Below are 13,315 nucleotides of genomic sequence, written 5' to 3' on the forward strand. Positions count from 1 at the left end.
GCCGTCCCGCGCCCTCCCGCACGGCCCGGGAAGCGGCCGGGGGTTCGGTGTCGGCCGCTACCTGGGCGCGGTGCTCGGGCACGGCTGGGCGCTGCTGGTGTTCGGGCTCGCGTTCGTCGAGGGCGCGATCATGCTCGGCGCCATGCCGTTCCTGGCCACCGCCCTGGAGCACGCGGGGTACGCCGCCGCCGTGGCCGGGCTCGCCATCACCGCGTACGGGCTGGGCCTGTGGTTGTTCACGAAGCTCGTCAGGCGGCTGTCGGGGCGCTGGCCCACTCCCGCGCTGATGACGGTGGGCGGGGCGCAGCTCTGCGCCGGGTTCGCGATCGTCGCCGTGCACGTGGACATGGCCACCGTGGCGGCCACGGCGCTGCTGCTCGGCGGCGGCTGGTCCTTCCTGCACTCCTCGCTGCAGACGTGGGCCACGTCGGTGGTGCCCGAGGCCAGGGGGACGACGATCGCCTTCTTCGCCTGCGCGCTCTTCGTGGGCAGCGCGGTCGCGTCATGGGCGGCCGGCCCGCTGGCCGAGCACGGCCGCTATGCCCTGCTGTTCGGCCTGGCGGCCGCCGCCGCGATCCCGCTGACGGCCGCGGCCGCGCTCACCAGGCGTCGCTACGGCATTCTGCACGGCGAGCTGCCCCGGACCGGGTGAGCCGAGCTACTGCCAGCGGAACGTACGCGAGACCAGGCCCAGCGACAGCACCGCCCACGCGGCCAGCACGGCAAGCGGGCCGAGGGGCAGCGCGGCGCCCTGGGCGAGGACCGCGCGCAGGCCGCCGGTCAGGGCGGAGATGGGCAGCAGCTCCAGGACCTGGCGCATGCCCTCGGGGAACTTCGACAGCGGGAAGATCACCCCGCCGGCCCCCAGCAGCAGCAGGTAGACGAGGTTGGCGGCGGCCAGGGTGGCCTCCGCGCGCAGGGTGCCGGCCATGAGCAGCCCCAGCCCGCTGAACGCCGCCGTGCCCAGCACGATGAGCAGCGCCGCGCTCAGGAACGACCCGTGCGGCCGCCACCCCAGCGCCAGGCCGACGCACACGATCACCACGGCCTGGATGACCTCCACGGCCACCACGGCGGACGTCTTGGCGAGCATGAGCCCGGCCCTGGACAGCGGGGTCGCGCCCAGCCGCTTCAGCACGCCGTAGCGGCGCTCGAAGCCGGTCGCGATGGCCTGGCCGGTGAAGGCCGTGGACATGACGGCCAGCGCCAGCACGCCGGGCGCCAGGAAGTCGATGCGCCTGCCGCCGCCGATGTCGATCAGCGGCGCCAGCGAGAACCCGGTCAGGAGCAGCACCGGGACGATCAGGGTGAGCAGCAGCTGCTCGCCGTTGCGCAGCATCGCCCGGATCTCCGCGCCCGCCTGGGCGAGGACCATGCGCGGGAACGGCGCCGCCCCGGGCGCGGGCGTGAAGTCCAGCGCGATCTGCCCGGCGGGCGCGCGCTCCGGTCCGGTCATCGCAGCTCCCTGCCCGTCAGCTCCAGGAAGACGTCCTCCAGCGTGCGGCGCTCGATGCGCAGATCGTCGGCCGTGACGCCCTCGGCCGCGCACCAGGCGGTCACCGTGGCCAGCAGCTCGGGACCCACCTGACCCTCGATGATGTAGTGCCCTGCGGGCGACTCCTTGGCCGCGCTGCCCGTGGGGAGCGCGTTGAGCAGCTCCTCCAGCGCCAGCCCCGGCCGGGCCCGGAAGCGCAGCTGCCGCTCGGCCCCCGTCAGCGAGGCCGGGCTGCCCTCGGCCACCACCCGGCCCTTGTCGATGATCACCACCTGGTCCGCCAGCCGCTCGGCCTCGTCCATGTGGTGCGTGGTCAGCACCACCGACACGCCCGCCCCGCGCAGCTCGCCCACCAGCTCCCAGCAGGCGTGCCGGGCCTGCGGGTCGAGCCCGGCCGTCGGCTCGTCCAGGAAGACCAGCTCGGGCCGCCCGACGACGGCCGCGGCCAGCGACAGCCGCTGCTGCTGCCCGCCCGACAACCGCCGGTAGGGGGTGCGTACGTGATCGGCCAGCCCCAGCCGCGTCAGCAGCGCCCCCGTGTCGAGGGGACGGGCGTAGAAGCGCGAGACCAGGCGCAGCCACTCGGCGCAGCGCATGGCGGGCGGGACGCCGCCCGACTGCAGCATGACCCCCACCCGCGGCCGCAGCTCGGCCAGCGTGGGCGTCAGGCCGAGCACGCGGACGGTGCCCGCGTCGGCCCTGCGGAACCCCTCGCAGATCTCCACCGTGGACGTCTTGCCCGCGCCGTTAGGCCCGAGCACGGCGGTCACCGCGCCCCGCTCGGCGCGCAGCGTGAGGCCGTCCACGGCCGTGATGCCGCCGTAGCGTTTGACCAGGCCGATGATCTCGACGGCTGGGGACTCCATGGCCACGAGTTTAGGGACTGGGGCAGGCGGTTCGAGCCGCAGGTGGGGTTGGCCGGATTTGGACATGTCTTGACCCGGCCATTTCCCAGAAAGGCGCCAACAGAGGTGAAAGTCTGACGACGAGCTCCATGTAGCAGGAGGGCGCAATGGCGCAACGCAGTGGGTACGACCCGGGAGTCCCGTGCTGGGTGGACCTGTCCAGCACCGACGTCGAAGCTTCCGCCCGGTTTTACGGTGAGGTCTTCGGCTGGCAGGCCGACATGATCGACGACCCCGAGGCCGGTGGCTACGGGATGTTCCTTTACCAGGGCAGGCAGGTCGCGGGGCTGGGGCCGGTCATGGGCGCGGGGTCGCCCTCGTTCTGGAACATGTTCGTCGCCACCGACGACGCCGCCGCGCTCGCCGAGCGGGTCAGGAACGCCGGCGGCGCCGTCACCATGGAGCCGATGGCGGTCTTCGACGAAGGCGTCATGACGGTCTTCCAGGCCCCTGACGGCTCGTACGCGGCCGCCTGGCAGGCGGGCAACCACCACGGCGCGCAATTGGTCAACGAGCCCGTCTCGTTCTGCTGGAACGAGCTGGTCACGCGCGACCCGTCGGCCGCCGAGAGCTTCTACCCGGCCGTCTTCGGCTGGATGCCGCGGCTGCAGGAGATGGACGGGGTCAAGTACACCGAGTGGCAGAGGGGGGAGCGGGCCGTCGCGGGCATGGTGGAGATGTTCTCCGACTACCCGGCGGCGACGCCGTCGTTCTGGATGACGTACTTCGCGGTCGCCGACCTCGAAGCCACGACGGCCGCGGCCGAGGGAGCCGGCGCGAGCGTGCTGGTGCGGGGGATGGAGGCGCCGCCCGGCCGGTTCTCGATGCTCACCGATCCCCAGGGCGCGACGTTCTCCGTCATCCAGCTTCACGAAATCGCGGGAAATATCTGATGACCGGGAATTCGGAGGACTGGATCCTGGTTTGATCCCTCGGCCCTCGTGGGCCAAAGGCCTGCGAGGGAGAGGGGACACGCATGTCCGTGGCGGCCGAAGCCACGTCCACGTCCACCATCGGGATCGAGCGGAGGAGGAGCAGCCGCGGGCTGCTGTTGGTGATCCTGGGCGCCTTGTCGGCGATCGGGCCCCTGTCCATCGACATGTACCTCCCGGCGCTGCCCGCCATCACCTCCGAGATGCTCAGCGCGCCGGCGCAGGTCCAGCTCACCCTCACCGCCTGCCTCATCGGCGTGTCCATCGGCCAGGTGATCGCCGGTCCGGTCAGCGACGTGCGCGGCCGCAGGACACCGCTGATCGTGGGCGTGGCCGGCTTCATGGTCGCCTCGCTGCTGTGCGCGTTCGCGCCGTCGGTGCCCATGCTCATCGCCTTCCGCCTGCTGCAGGGCGTGCTGGGCGGCGCGGCCCTGGTGATCGTGCGGGCCGTCGTCCGCGACCTGTACGACGGCGCCGCCATCGCCCGCATCTTCGCCACGCTCATGCTGGTCAGCGGCCTGGCGCCGATCCTGGCGCCCATCGCCGGCGCGCAGCTGCTGGAGTTCACCTCGTGGCGCGGCGTGTTCGTGGCGCTCAGCGTCGCCGGGATCGTGCTGCTGCTGGCCGTCCTGGGGGGCGTGCGCGAGACGCTGCCCGCGGCCGAGCGCGAGAGCGGCGGCCTCAAGCACACCGTCGGCACGTTCGGCAGGCTCCTGCGCGACCGGACGTTCATGGGCACCGCGCTGACCGCGGGCCTGGCGTTCGCGGCCATGTTCGGCTACATCTCCGGCTCGCCGTTCGTGCTCCAGGAGGTGTACGGCGCCACGCCGCAGCAGTACTCGCTCATCTTCGGGCTCAACGCCTTCGGCCTGACCGCCATGGCCCAGCTCGGCGGCCGGCTGTCGGGACGGGTGCCGCCGGCGACCCTCGTGATCACCGGGCTCGCCGTCGCGCTGACCGGCGCCTCGCTGCTGCTGACCGCCGCGCTCACCGGGCTCGGCCTGTGGGGCATCGTGGGCGGGCTGTTCGTCATCATGCTCGGCCAGGGCCTGGTCATGCCGGCCACCGGCGCGCTGGCCCTGGCCAGCCAGCCCGCGCAGATCGCCGGCAGCGCCTCGGCCCTGCTCGGCGTGCTGCAGTTCGCGCTCGGCGCCGCCGCGGCCCCGCTGGTCGGTCTCGCGGGCGCCACCAGCGCCGTGCCGATGGCCTGCGTGATGCTGGGCCTCATCCTTTGCTCAAGCTTGACCTTCGCCTTCCTGCGGAAGAGTTAGGTAAGGCTGCCCTGCGTGAGAAATTCCATTCCCGGGCTGCTCGGATCCGTTTGTGAACCGGGAAGGAATTACGGCACACTGATGTTGTGAAAAACATGCCAGGGATCGAGCCAGGAAGCGAGCGGAGCACGCGTGCCCGCGTCGCCCGGCTGATCCTTGAGCATGGTCCCGTCGCGGCCGCCGCGCTGGGCGAGCGGCTGGGGCTCACCTCCGCCGCCGTCCGCCGCCATCTGGACGCGCTGCTGGCTGACGGAATGATAGAGCCTCGCACGGTCGGGCCGCGCGGGCAGCGCGGGCGCGGACGCCCCGCCAAGCTGTTCGCGATCACCGACGCGGGGCGCAGTGCTTTCGAGCACGCCTATGACGATCTCGCCGGGAGCGCGCTGCGCTTCCTGGCCGAGCGCATGGGAGAGGAAGCGGTGGCCGACTTCGCCCGCCTGCAGGTCTCGAGCCTGCTCAAGCGGCTGGAGCCGGTCATGCGGACGGTGCCGGCGGACCAGCGCGTACAAGTGCTGGCGCAGGCGCTGTCGGCGGAGGGGTATGCCGCCTCGGCCAGCAAGGCCAAGTCGGGCGGCGACCAGCTCTGCCAGCACCACTGCCCGGTGGCCCACGCGGCTGCGGAGTTCCCGCAGCTCTGCGAGGCCGAGACGGAGGCGTTCGCGCAGCTGCTCGGCACCCCGGTGCAGCGCCTGGCCACGATCGCCCACGGCGACGGGGTCTGCACGACACATGTGAGCCCACAGTCGCTGGGTGAATCCGCACATAGAGACAAGAGCAAGGAGACCGGAAGGTGACTGTCACCGACCGCCCGGAGCTGGAAGGCCTCGGGAATTACAAGTTCGGCTGGGCCGACCCGGATGCCGCCGGGGCGGCGGCCAAGCGCGGCCTGTCCGAGGAGGTCGTCCGCAACATCTCCGCTCTCAAGAACGAGCCGGAGTGGATGCTCGACCTTCGCCTGAAGGGCCTCCGCCTGTTCGACCGCAAGCCGCTGCCCACCTGGGGCTCTGACCTCACCGGCATCGACTTCGACAACATCAAGTACTTCGTGCGCTCCACCGAGAAGCAGGCCGCTTCCTGGGACGAGCTGCCCGCCGACATCAAGAACACCTACGACAAGCTCGGCATCCCCGAGGCGGAGAAGCAGCGCCTCATCGCCGGTGTCGCCGCCCAGTACGAGTCCGAGGTCGTCTACCACAAGATCCGTGAGGACCTCGAGGAGAAGGGCGTCATCTTCCTCGACACCGACACGGGCCTGAAGGAGCACCCGGAGATCTTCCAGGAATACTTCGGCTCGGTCATCCCGGTGGGCGACAACAAGTTCGCCGCCCTCAACAGTGCCGTGTGGTCCGGTGGCTCGTTCATCTACGTGCCGCCGAACATCGAGGTCGAGATCCCGCTGCAGGCCTACTTCCGGATCAACACCGAGAACATGGGCCAGTTCGAGCGGACCCTGATCATCGTGGACGAGAACAGCTACGTCCATTACGTCGAGGGCTGCACCGCGCCGATCTACTCCTCCGACTCGCTGCACAGCGCGGTCGTCGAGATCATCGTGAAGAAGAACGCCCGCTGCCGTTACACGACCATCCAGAACTGGTCGAACAACGTCTACAACCTGGTCACCAAGCGCGCCGTGGCCTACGAGGGCGCGACCATGGAGTGGATCGACGGCAACATCGGCTCCAAGGTCACGATGAAGTACCCGGCCGTCTACCTGATGGGCGAGCACGCCAAGGGCGAGACGCTGAGCGTCGCGTTCGCGGGCGAGGGCCAGCACCAGGACGCCGGCTCCAAGATGGTGCACCTGGCGCCCAACACCAGCTCCAGCGTCATCTCCAAGTCGGTGGCGCGCGGCGGCGGCCGCACCTCCTACCGCGGTCTCGTGCAGATCGAGGAGGGCGCCCACGGCAGCGCCAGCACCGTAAAGTGCGACGCCCTGCTGGTAGACCAGATCAGCCGCTCCGACACCTATCCCTACGTCGACGTCCGCGAGGACGACGTCAAGATGGGCCACGAGGCCACGGTCTCCAAGGTCAGCGAGGACCAGCTGTTCTACCTCATGAGCCGCGGGCTCGACGAGGACGAGGCGATGGCGATGATCGTGCGCGGCTTCGTGGAGCCGATCGCGCGTGAGCTGCCCATGGAATACGCGCTCGAGCTCAACCGGCTGATCGAGCTGCAGATGGAAGGAGCCGTCGGCTGATGGGCCTGAACGAGAAGCCCTTGTCGACCTTGCACGAGAAGGCGTCCTACGAGCTGGGCGACTTCGAGGTCCCGACCGGGCGCGAGGAGGGGTGGCGCTTCACGCCGCTCTCCCGCCTCAAGGGCCTGCACAGCGGCAAGGCCGAGGCCGTCGGTCACGTCCGGGTGGACGTCGACGCGGCGCCCGAGGTCACGGTCGAGACGGTCGGCCGCGACGACGCCCGGGTCGGCAAGGCCTTCGTGCCCACCGACCGGGTCAGCGCCCAGGCGTGGAACAGCTTCGAGAAGGCCACCGTCATCACGGTGCCGCGCGAGGCCGTCACCTCCAAGCCGACCGTGCTCACCCTGACCGGCTCCGGTGACGGCGCCGCGTACGGCCACATCGTGGTCAAGGTGGAGCCGCTGGCCGAGGCCGTGGTCGTGCTCGACCACAAGGGCAGCGCGGTCTACGCCGACAACATCGAGTTCGTCGTCGGCGACGGGGCCTCGCTCAGGGTCGTCAGCCTGCAGGACTGGGACGACGACGCGGTCCACGTCTCCCACCACCACGCCCAGCTGGCCAAGGACGCGACGTTCCGCAGCTTCGTGGTGACGCTCGGCGGCGACCTCGTACGCCTGTCGCCCAACGTGTCCTACACCGCCGCCGGCGGCGACGCCGACATGTCGGGCGTCTACTTCGTGGACGCCGGGCAGCACCTGGAGCACCGCCTGCTGGTCGACCACTCGCAGCCCAACTGCAAGAGCAACGTCGACTACCGTGGCGCCCTGCAGGGCGAGGACGCGCACGCCGTCTGGATCGGCGACGTGATCATCAGGGTCGAGGCCGAGGGCACCGACACCTACGAGCTCAACCGCAACCTCATCCTGACCGACGGCGCCCGCGCCGACTCGGTGCCCAACCTGGAGATCCTCACCGGCGAGGTCGCCGGGGCGGGGCACGCCTCCGCCTCCGGCCGGCTCGACGACGAGCACATCTTCTACCTCCAGGCCCGCGGCATCCCCTACGACGAGGCCCGCCGCCTGGTCATCAGGGGCTTCCTCGGCCAGCTCGTCGAGAAGATCGAGGTCGAGGAGATCCGCGAGCGCGTGCTGAGCGCGCTGGAGGCGGAGCTCGCGAGATGAGTTCGTTCGAGAAGGTCTGCAAGCTCGACGACATCCCCGACGGGGGAGTCATCGGGGTGGAGGTCGACGAGACGCCGGTGGCGCTCGTGCGCAAGGGCGGCGAGGTGTTCGCCCTGCGCGACGTCTGCTCCCACGCCGAGGTGAAGCTCAGCGAGGGCGAGGTCTACGACGGCACCCTGGAGTGCTGGCTGCACGGCTCGTGCTTCGACGTGCGCTCCGGCAAGCCCACCGGCCCGCCCGCCACCCAGCCCGTGAACGTCTACACAGTCAAGATCGACGGCGATGACGTGCTCGTCTCGCTCTCGAAGGAGTCATAACAACAATGTCCACCCTTGAGATCCGCGACCTCCACGTCGCCGTCGAGGACAAGGAAATCCTGCGCGGCGTCAACCTGACCGTCAACTCCGGCGAGACCCACGCCATCATGGGCCCCAACGGCTCGGGCAAGTCGACGCTCGCCTACGCGATCGCCGGTCACCCCAAATACACGATCACCGGCGGCCAGGTGCTGCTCGACGGCGTGGACCTGCTGGAGCTGTCGGTCGACGAGCGGGCCCGCGCGGGCCTGTTCCTGGCCATGCAGTACCCGGTCGAGGTCCCCGGCGTGTCGGTCTCGAACTTCCTGCGCTCGGCCGTCACCTCGGTCCGCGGCGAGGCGCCGAAGCTGCGCGAGTTCGCCAAGGACCTCAAGAACGGCATGGACGCGCTGTCCATCGACGCCGCCTTCGCCCAGCGCAACCTCAACGAGGGCTTCTCCGGCGGTGAGAAGAAGCGCCACGAGATCCTCCAGCTCGAGCTGCTCAAGCCGAAGATCGCGGTGCTCGACGAGACCGACTCCGGCCTCGACGTCGACGCGCTGCGCGTGGTGTCGGAGGGCATCAACCGCTTCCGCGCCTCCGGTGAGACCGGCGTGCTGCTGATCACGCACTACACCCGCATCCTGCGCTACGTGAAGCCGGACTTCGTCCACGTCTTCGCGGGCGGCCGGATCGTCGAGGAGGGCGGCCCCGAGCTGGCCGAGAAGCTCGAGGCCGAGGGCTACGAGCAGTACACGAAGGCATCTGCATGACACAGCTCAGCTTTGACGTGGAGAAGATCAGGAAGGATTTCCCGGTCTTCTCCCGCGAGCTGCCCGACGGGCGCCCGCTCGTCTATCTCGACTCGGGCAACTCCTCACAGAAGCCCAACCAGGTCATCGAGACCATGCGTGACCACTTCGCGCTGCACTACAGCAACGTCGGACGGGCCATGCACGTGCTCGGCGCCGAATCGACCGACGCCTACGAGGGCGCCCGCGACAGAGTCGCCGCGTTCGTCGGGGCGCCGTCGCGCGACGAGGTGATCTTCACCAAGAACGCCTCCGAGGCGCTCAACCTCGTCGCGTACGCCTTCGGCAACCCCATCAACACCGATCCGCGCTTCACGCTCGGGGCCGGCGACGAGATCGTCATCTCCGAGATGGAGCACCACTCCAACATCGTGCCGTGGCAGCTGCTCGCGCAGCGCACCGGCGCGACGCTGAAGTGGTTCGGCGTCACCGACGAGGGACGGCTCGACTACGACCCGTCCGTGATCACCGAGCGGACGAAGATCGTCTCGATCGCCCACCAGTCCAACGTGCTCGGCACCGTCAACCCGGTCGCCGAGGTGGCCAGGCGGGCGCACGAGGTCGGCGCGCTGATCATGCTGGACGCGTCGCAGTCCGTGCCGCACCACCCGGTCAACGTCACCGAGCTGGGCGCCGACTTCGTGGCCTTCACCGGCCACAAGATGGTCGGCCCGTCGGGCATCGGCGTCCTGTGGGGCAAGGCCGAGCTGCTCGACGCCATGCCCCCGTTCCTGGGCGGCGGCGAGATGATCGAGGCGGTCTGGATGGACCACTCGACGTACGCGCCGGTGCCGCACAAGTTCGAGGCCGGCACGCCGCCGATCGTCGAGGCCATCGGACTGGGCGCGGCCGTCGACTACCTCACCGAGGTCGGCATGGAGGCCATCGAGGCGCACGAGCGCACGCTGACGGCCTACGCGCTCGACGCTCTGCGCGAGGTGCCCACCCTGCGCCTCATCGGGCCCGACTCGCTGGAGCAGCGGGGCGGCACGGTGTCGTTCACGCTGGCGGGCATCCACCCGCACGACGTCGGCCAGATCCTCGACGACCAGTTCGGCGTCGCCGTACGCGTCGGTCACCACTGCGCGCGTCCCCTGCACCTACGCTTTGGAATACCGGCGACCACGCGGGCGTCGTTCTACCTGTACAACACCACGGGCGAGATCGACGCTCTGGTCCGCGGCCTCCATCACGTTCAGAAGGTGTTCGCATAGCCATGATCGGCGAGTCGATGTACCAGGAGCTGATCCTGGAGCACTACAAACACCCGCAGGGGCGGGGGCTGCGTGAGCCGTACGACGCCGAGGTTCACCACGTGAACCCCACGTGCGGCGACGAGATCACGCTCAGGGTGAAGGTGGGCGACGGCGGCAAGGTCCTGGACGTCTCCTACGACGGGCAGGGCTGTTCTATCAGCCAGGCCGCCGCCTCGGTGCTGCACGAGCTCGCCACCGGCTCGACGGTCGAGGAGACGCTCTCCGTGGTCGACGAGTTCACCAGGCTCATGCAGGGCAGGGGACAGGTCGAGGCGGACGAAGACGTGCTCGGCGACGCGGTCGCGTTCGCGGGCGTGGCCAAGTTCCCGGCGCGCGTGAAGTGTGCGCTGCTTTCGTGGATGGCCTACAAGGATGCGGTAGTGAGGAGTGCCCGATGAGTAAGCCCGTGGAGACTCCGACCGACTTCGACGGCGAGACCACCGTCGAAGAGGTCATGGAGGCGCTCAAGGACGTCGTGGACCCCGAGCTCGGCATCAACGTGGTCGACCTGGGCCTCATCTACGGGCTCAACCTCGACCCCGCCGACGGCGCGCGGCCCGTGGCCACCATCGACATGACGCTGACCAGCGCGGCCTGCCCGCTGACCGACGTCATCGAGGACCAGGCCCATTCGGCGCTCGACGGCATGGTGTCCGACGTCAAGATCAACTGGGTCTGGCTGCCGCCGTGGGGCCCGGACAAGATCACCGATGAGGGGCGCGATCAGCTCCGTATGCTAGGATTCAATGTCTGATCTTTTTTGTTGAAACGGCTGATGTTGACTCGTCAGCCGTTTCAGCGTGCCATAGAGGGTTGCGGAAGGTCCGGGCCCGTCCGGGGAATTTCAGATAGCATCCCGGCGTTGGTACCAAACGCACCTGACGTCTCATCGCGCGTCTGCATCGCCTGCGGCCGGTGCCCGGTGTGTTCCCCCCTTAAATGATTTGACCCGCCCGTACGGCGGGTGACCAGAACCCCTGTGCGGCGTGCGCCGCACGTCCCGGCTCGTCCTTTCGCAGAAGTGACGTGCCACTTCGACTGAAAGGCACGACTTTCGTGACCATGCTTGACGCTGTCATGCCCGCGTTCGACGAGACCGCCGGTGCGGCGGGCTCCGACTCGCCGGCCCCTTCCGGCCAGACGGCCTCGGCCTCTGGCAGAGACGCCGACCCGAGGCCGTCGGAGTTCGAGCTGCTCGGCCTGCCCAAGCCGCTCATCACCGGGCTGGCCAAGCAGGGCATCGACAGCCCCTTCCCCATCCAGAGCGCGACCATTCCGGACGTGCTCGCCGGCAACGACGTGCTCGGCCGCGGCCAGACCGGCTCCGGCAAGACGCTCGCGTTCGGACTGCCCACCATGGCCCGCCTCGCGGGCGTGCGGCCGGCCCCCGGCCACCCCCGCGCGATGATCCTCGTCCCCACCCGTGAGCTCGCGCTCCAGGTGCACGACGCGCTGGAGCCGCTCGGCCGCGGCCTGGGCCTGCGCATGAAGGTCGTCGTGGGCGGCATGTCCATGGGCAAGCAGATCGAGGCGCTGCGGCGCGGCGTCGACATCGTCATCGCCACGCCCGGCCGGCTCGGCGACCTCATCCGGCAGGGTGAGTGCTCGCTCGCCGACGTCGAGGTCAGCGTCCTGGACGAGGCCGACCACATGTGCGACCTCGGCTTCTTCCCCGTCGTCACCGACCTGCTCGCGCAGACCCCGACCGACGGGCAGCGGCTGCTGTTCTCCGCCACGCTCGACGGCGACGTCGACAAGCTGGTGCAGCGCTTCCTCAAGAACCCGATCACCCACTCCGTGGCCCCCGCGACCTCGCCGGTCGACACCATGGAGCACCACGTGATGCAGGTCACGCGCGACGAGAAGTTCGACGTCATCGCCGAGATCGCCAACCGTGAGGGCCGTACGATCATCTTCGTCCGCACCCAGCACGGCGTCGACCGGCTCTGCAAGCAGCTGGCCAGGGTCGGCGTCAAGTCGGGTGGCCTGCACGGCGGCAAGCGCCAGAACCAGCGCACCCGCATCCTCGCCGAGTTCCGCGAGGGCGCCATCAACGTGCTCGTCTGCACCGACGTCGCGGCGCGCGGCATCCACGTCGACAACATCAGCCTGGTGCTGCACGTGGACCCGCCCCAGGACCACAAGAGCTACCTGCACCGGGGCGGCCGCACCGCCCGCGCCGGCGAGAAGGGCACCGTGGTCACGCTGGTGCTGCCCAGCGAGCGCCGCTCCACCGACGCGCTCACCCGGCGGGCCGGCATCCACCCGTTCCGCCTGAAGGCCACGCCCGGTCACCCGCGGGTGGCCGAGGTGACCGGCGCCCGCACGCCGAGCGGCGAGGCCATCCCGGTCTGGGAGCCGGACGTGCGCAAGCCCCTGCGCCCCCGCCGTGAGGGCGGCGGCGGTCAGGGCGAGCGCCGCAACGGCCGCCGCCCCCGCCGCGACTTCGACGGCGACCGCCGCCCCCGGCGTCACGAGGACGGCGAGCGTTCGTTCGGTTCGGGCGAGGACCGTCGTCCGCGCCGTCACCAGGACGGCGAGCGTTCCTTCAACTCCGGTGAGGACCGTCGCCCGCGCCGTCACCAGGACGGCGAGCGGCCCTTCAACTCCGGCGAGGACCGTCGTTCCCGGCCGCACGCCGAGGGTGAGCGGCCCTTCGGGCGCTCGCAGGAGCCGCGGACCTTCGGGGACGACCGGCGCCGTGACAGCGGGCCGCGCGGCGGCTACCGCTCGGACGACCGGCCGTTCCGCCAGGACGACCGCGGCCAGCGCGGTGGTGGCGGCTACCGTTCGGACGACCGCGGCGGACGCTACGCCCCCGACCGCAGCCGCCCGTTCTCGGCCGACCGCGATCGTGGCCCCCGCTCCGACGAGCGCGGCCCGCGCGACGGTTACCGCTCCGGTGGTGGCCGTTCGGACGAGCGCGGCCCGCGCGACGGCTACCGCTCGGGCGGTGGCCGTTCGGACGAGCGCGGCAACGGCGGCGGCTACAGCCGCAACTCGGGCCGTCGCTTCGAGCGCTGA

13 protein-coding genes and 1 pseudogene are annotated in these 13,315 nt (G+C 70.3%); 12 read left to right on the forward strand and 2 right to left on the reverse strand.

Annotated features, from left to right (window positions below; genetic code table 11):
- Window positions 1-652 (forward strand): annotated as a pseudogene (locus ACWDX9_RS34020) (MFS transporter); the annotation flags it as partial.
- Window positions 653-658: 6 nt separating this feature from the next.
- On the opposite strand, the gene ACWDX9_RS34025 reads toward ACWDX9_RS34020, so the two are convergent.
- Both ACWDX9_RS34025 and ACWDX9_RS34030 read right to left on the reverse strand, forming a co-directional pair.
- The gene (locus ACWDX9_RS34025) at window positions 659-1,456 is read right to left on the reverse strand and encodes an ABC transporter permease (RefSeq protein WP_449961181.1); all 798 of its coding nucleotides are present in this window, start codon (window positions 1,454-1,456) and stop codon (window positions 659-661) included.
- Window positions 1,453-2,361, reverse strand: coding sequence for an ABC transporter ATP-binding protein (locus ACWDX9_RS34030; protein WP_449961184.1), 909 nt, complete (start codon window positions 2,359-2,361; stop codon window positions 1,453-1,455). Before ACWDX9_RS34030 ends, ACWDX9_RS34025 begins: the two co-directional genes overlap by 4 nt.
- Before the next feature lie 146 nt (window positions 2,362-2,507).
- Between ACWDX9_RS34030 and ACWDX9_RS34035 the strand changes: the two genes are divergently transcribed.
- From ACWDX9_RS34035 to ACWDX9_RS34085, 11 genes are all read left to right on the forward strand, one after another.
- A complete protein-coding gene (locus ACWDX9_RS34035) occupies window positions 2,508-3,293 on the forward strand; it encodes a VOC family protein (RefSeq protein ID WP_449961187.1) in 786 nt (261 codons plus the stop codon).
- A gap of 83 nt (window positions 3,294-3,376) precedes the next feature.
- A complete protein-coding gene (locus ACWDX9_RS34040) occupies window positions 3,377-4,603 on the forward strand; it encodes a multidrug effflux MFS transporter (RefSeq protein ID WP_449961190.1) in 1,227 nt (408 codons plus the stop codon).
- Window positions 4,604-4,698: 95 nt separating this feature from the next.
- Window positions 4,699-5,397: a helix-turn-helix transcriptional regulator gene (locus tag ACWDX9_RS34045; protein WP_350740121.1), complete on the forward strand. Its 699-nt coding sequence runs from the start codon at window positions 4,699-4,701 to the stop codon at window positions 5,395-5,397.
- Window positions 5,394-6,806, forward strand: a complete 1,413-nt coding sequence (sufB, locus tag ACWDX9_RS34050) for a Fe-S cluster assembly protein SufB (RefSeq protein WP_350740043.1) — start codon at window positions 5,394-5,396, stop codon at window positions 6,804-6,806. Before ACWDX9_RS34045 ends, sufB begins: the two co-directional genes overlap by 4 nt.
- Complete coding sequence (gene sufD, locus ACWDX9_RS34055) at window positions 6,806-7,927, forward strand: Fe-S cluster assembly protein SufD (protein WP_449961191.1); 1,122 nt, start codon at window positions 6,806-6,808, stop codon at window positions 7,925-7,927. Before sufB ends, sufD begins: the two co-directional genes overlap by 1 nt.
- The gene (locus tag ACWDX9_RS34060) at window positions 7,924-8,244 is read left to right on the forward strand and encodes a non-heme iron oxygenase ferredoxin subunit (protein ID WP_350740049.1); all 321 of its coding nucleotides are present in this window, start codon (window positions 7,924-7,926) and stop codon (window positions 8,242-8,244) included. Before sufD ends, ACWDX9_RS34060 begins: the two co-directional genes overlap by 4 nt.
- A gap of 5 nt (window positions 8,245-8,249) precedes the next feature.
- Window positions 8,250-8,996, forward strand: coding sequence for a Fe-S cluster assembly ATPase SufC (sufC, locus tag ACWDX9_RS34065; RefSeq protein WP_449961194.1), 747 nt, complete (start codon window positions 8,250-8,252; stop codon window positions 8,994-8,996).
- Window positions 8,993-10,249, forward strand: a complete 1,257-nt coding sequence (locus ACWDX9_RS34070) for a cysteine desulfurase (RefSeq protein ID WP_363970010.1) — start codon at window positions 8,993-8,995, stop codon at window positions 10,247-10,249. Before sufC ends, ACWDX9_RS34070 begins: the two co-directional genes overlap by 4 nt.
- Before the next feature lie 2 nt (window positions 10,250-10,251).
- Window positions 10,252-10,689, forward strand: coding sequence for a Fe-S cluster assembly sulfur transfer protein SufU (gene sufU, locus ACWDX9_RS34075; protein WP_319711296.1), 438 nt, complete (start codon window positions 10,252-10,254; stop codon window positions 10,687-10,689).
- Entirely contained in the window at window positions 10,686-11,045 is a 360-nt protein-coding gene (locus tag ACWDX9_RS34080) for a metal-sulfur cluster assembly factor (RefSeq protein ID WP_350740061.1), read from the forward strand. Before sufU ends, ACWDX9_RS34080 begins: the two co-directional genes overlap by 4 nt.
- Before the next feature lie 308 nt (window positions 11,046-11,353).
- Window positions 11,354-13,315: a DEAD/DEAH box helicase gene (locus ACWDX9_RS34085; protein WP_449961198.1), complete on the forward strand. Its 1,962-nt coding sequence runs from the start codon at window positions 11,354-11,356 to the stop codon at window positions 13,313-13,315.

The sequence above is a fragment of the Nonomuraea sp. NPDC003201 genome, from assembly GCF_053590415.1.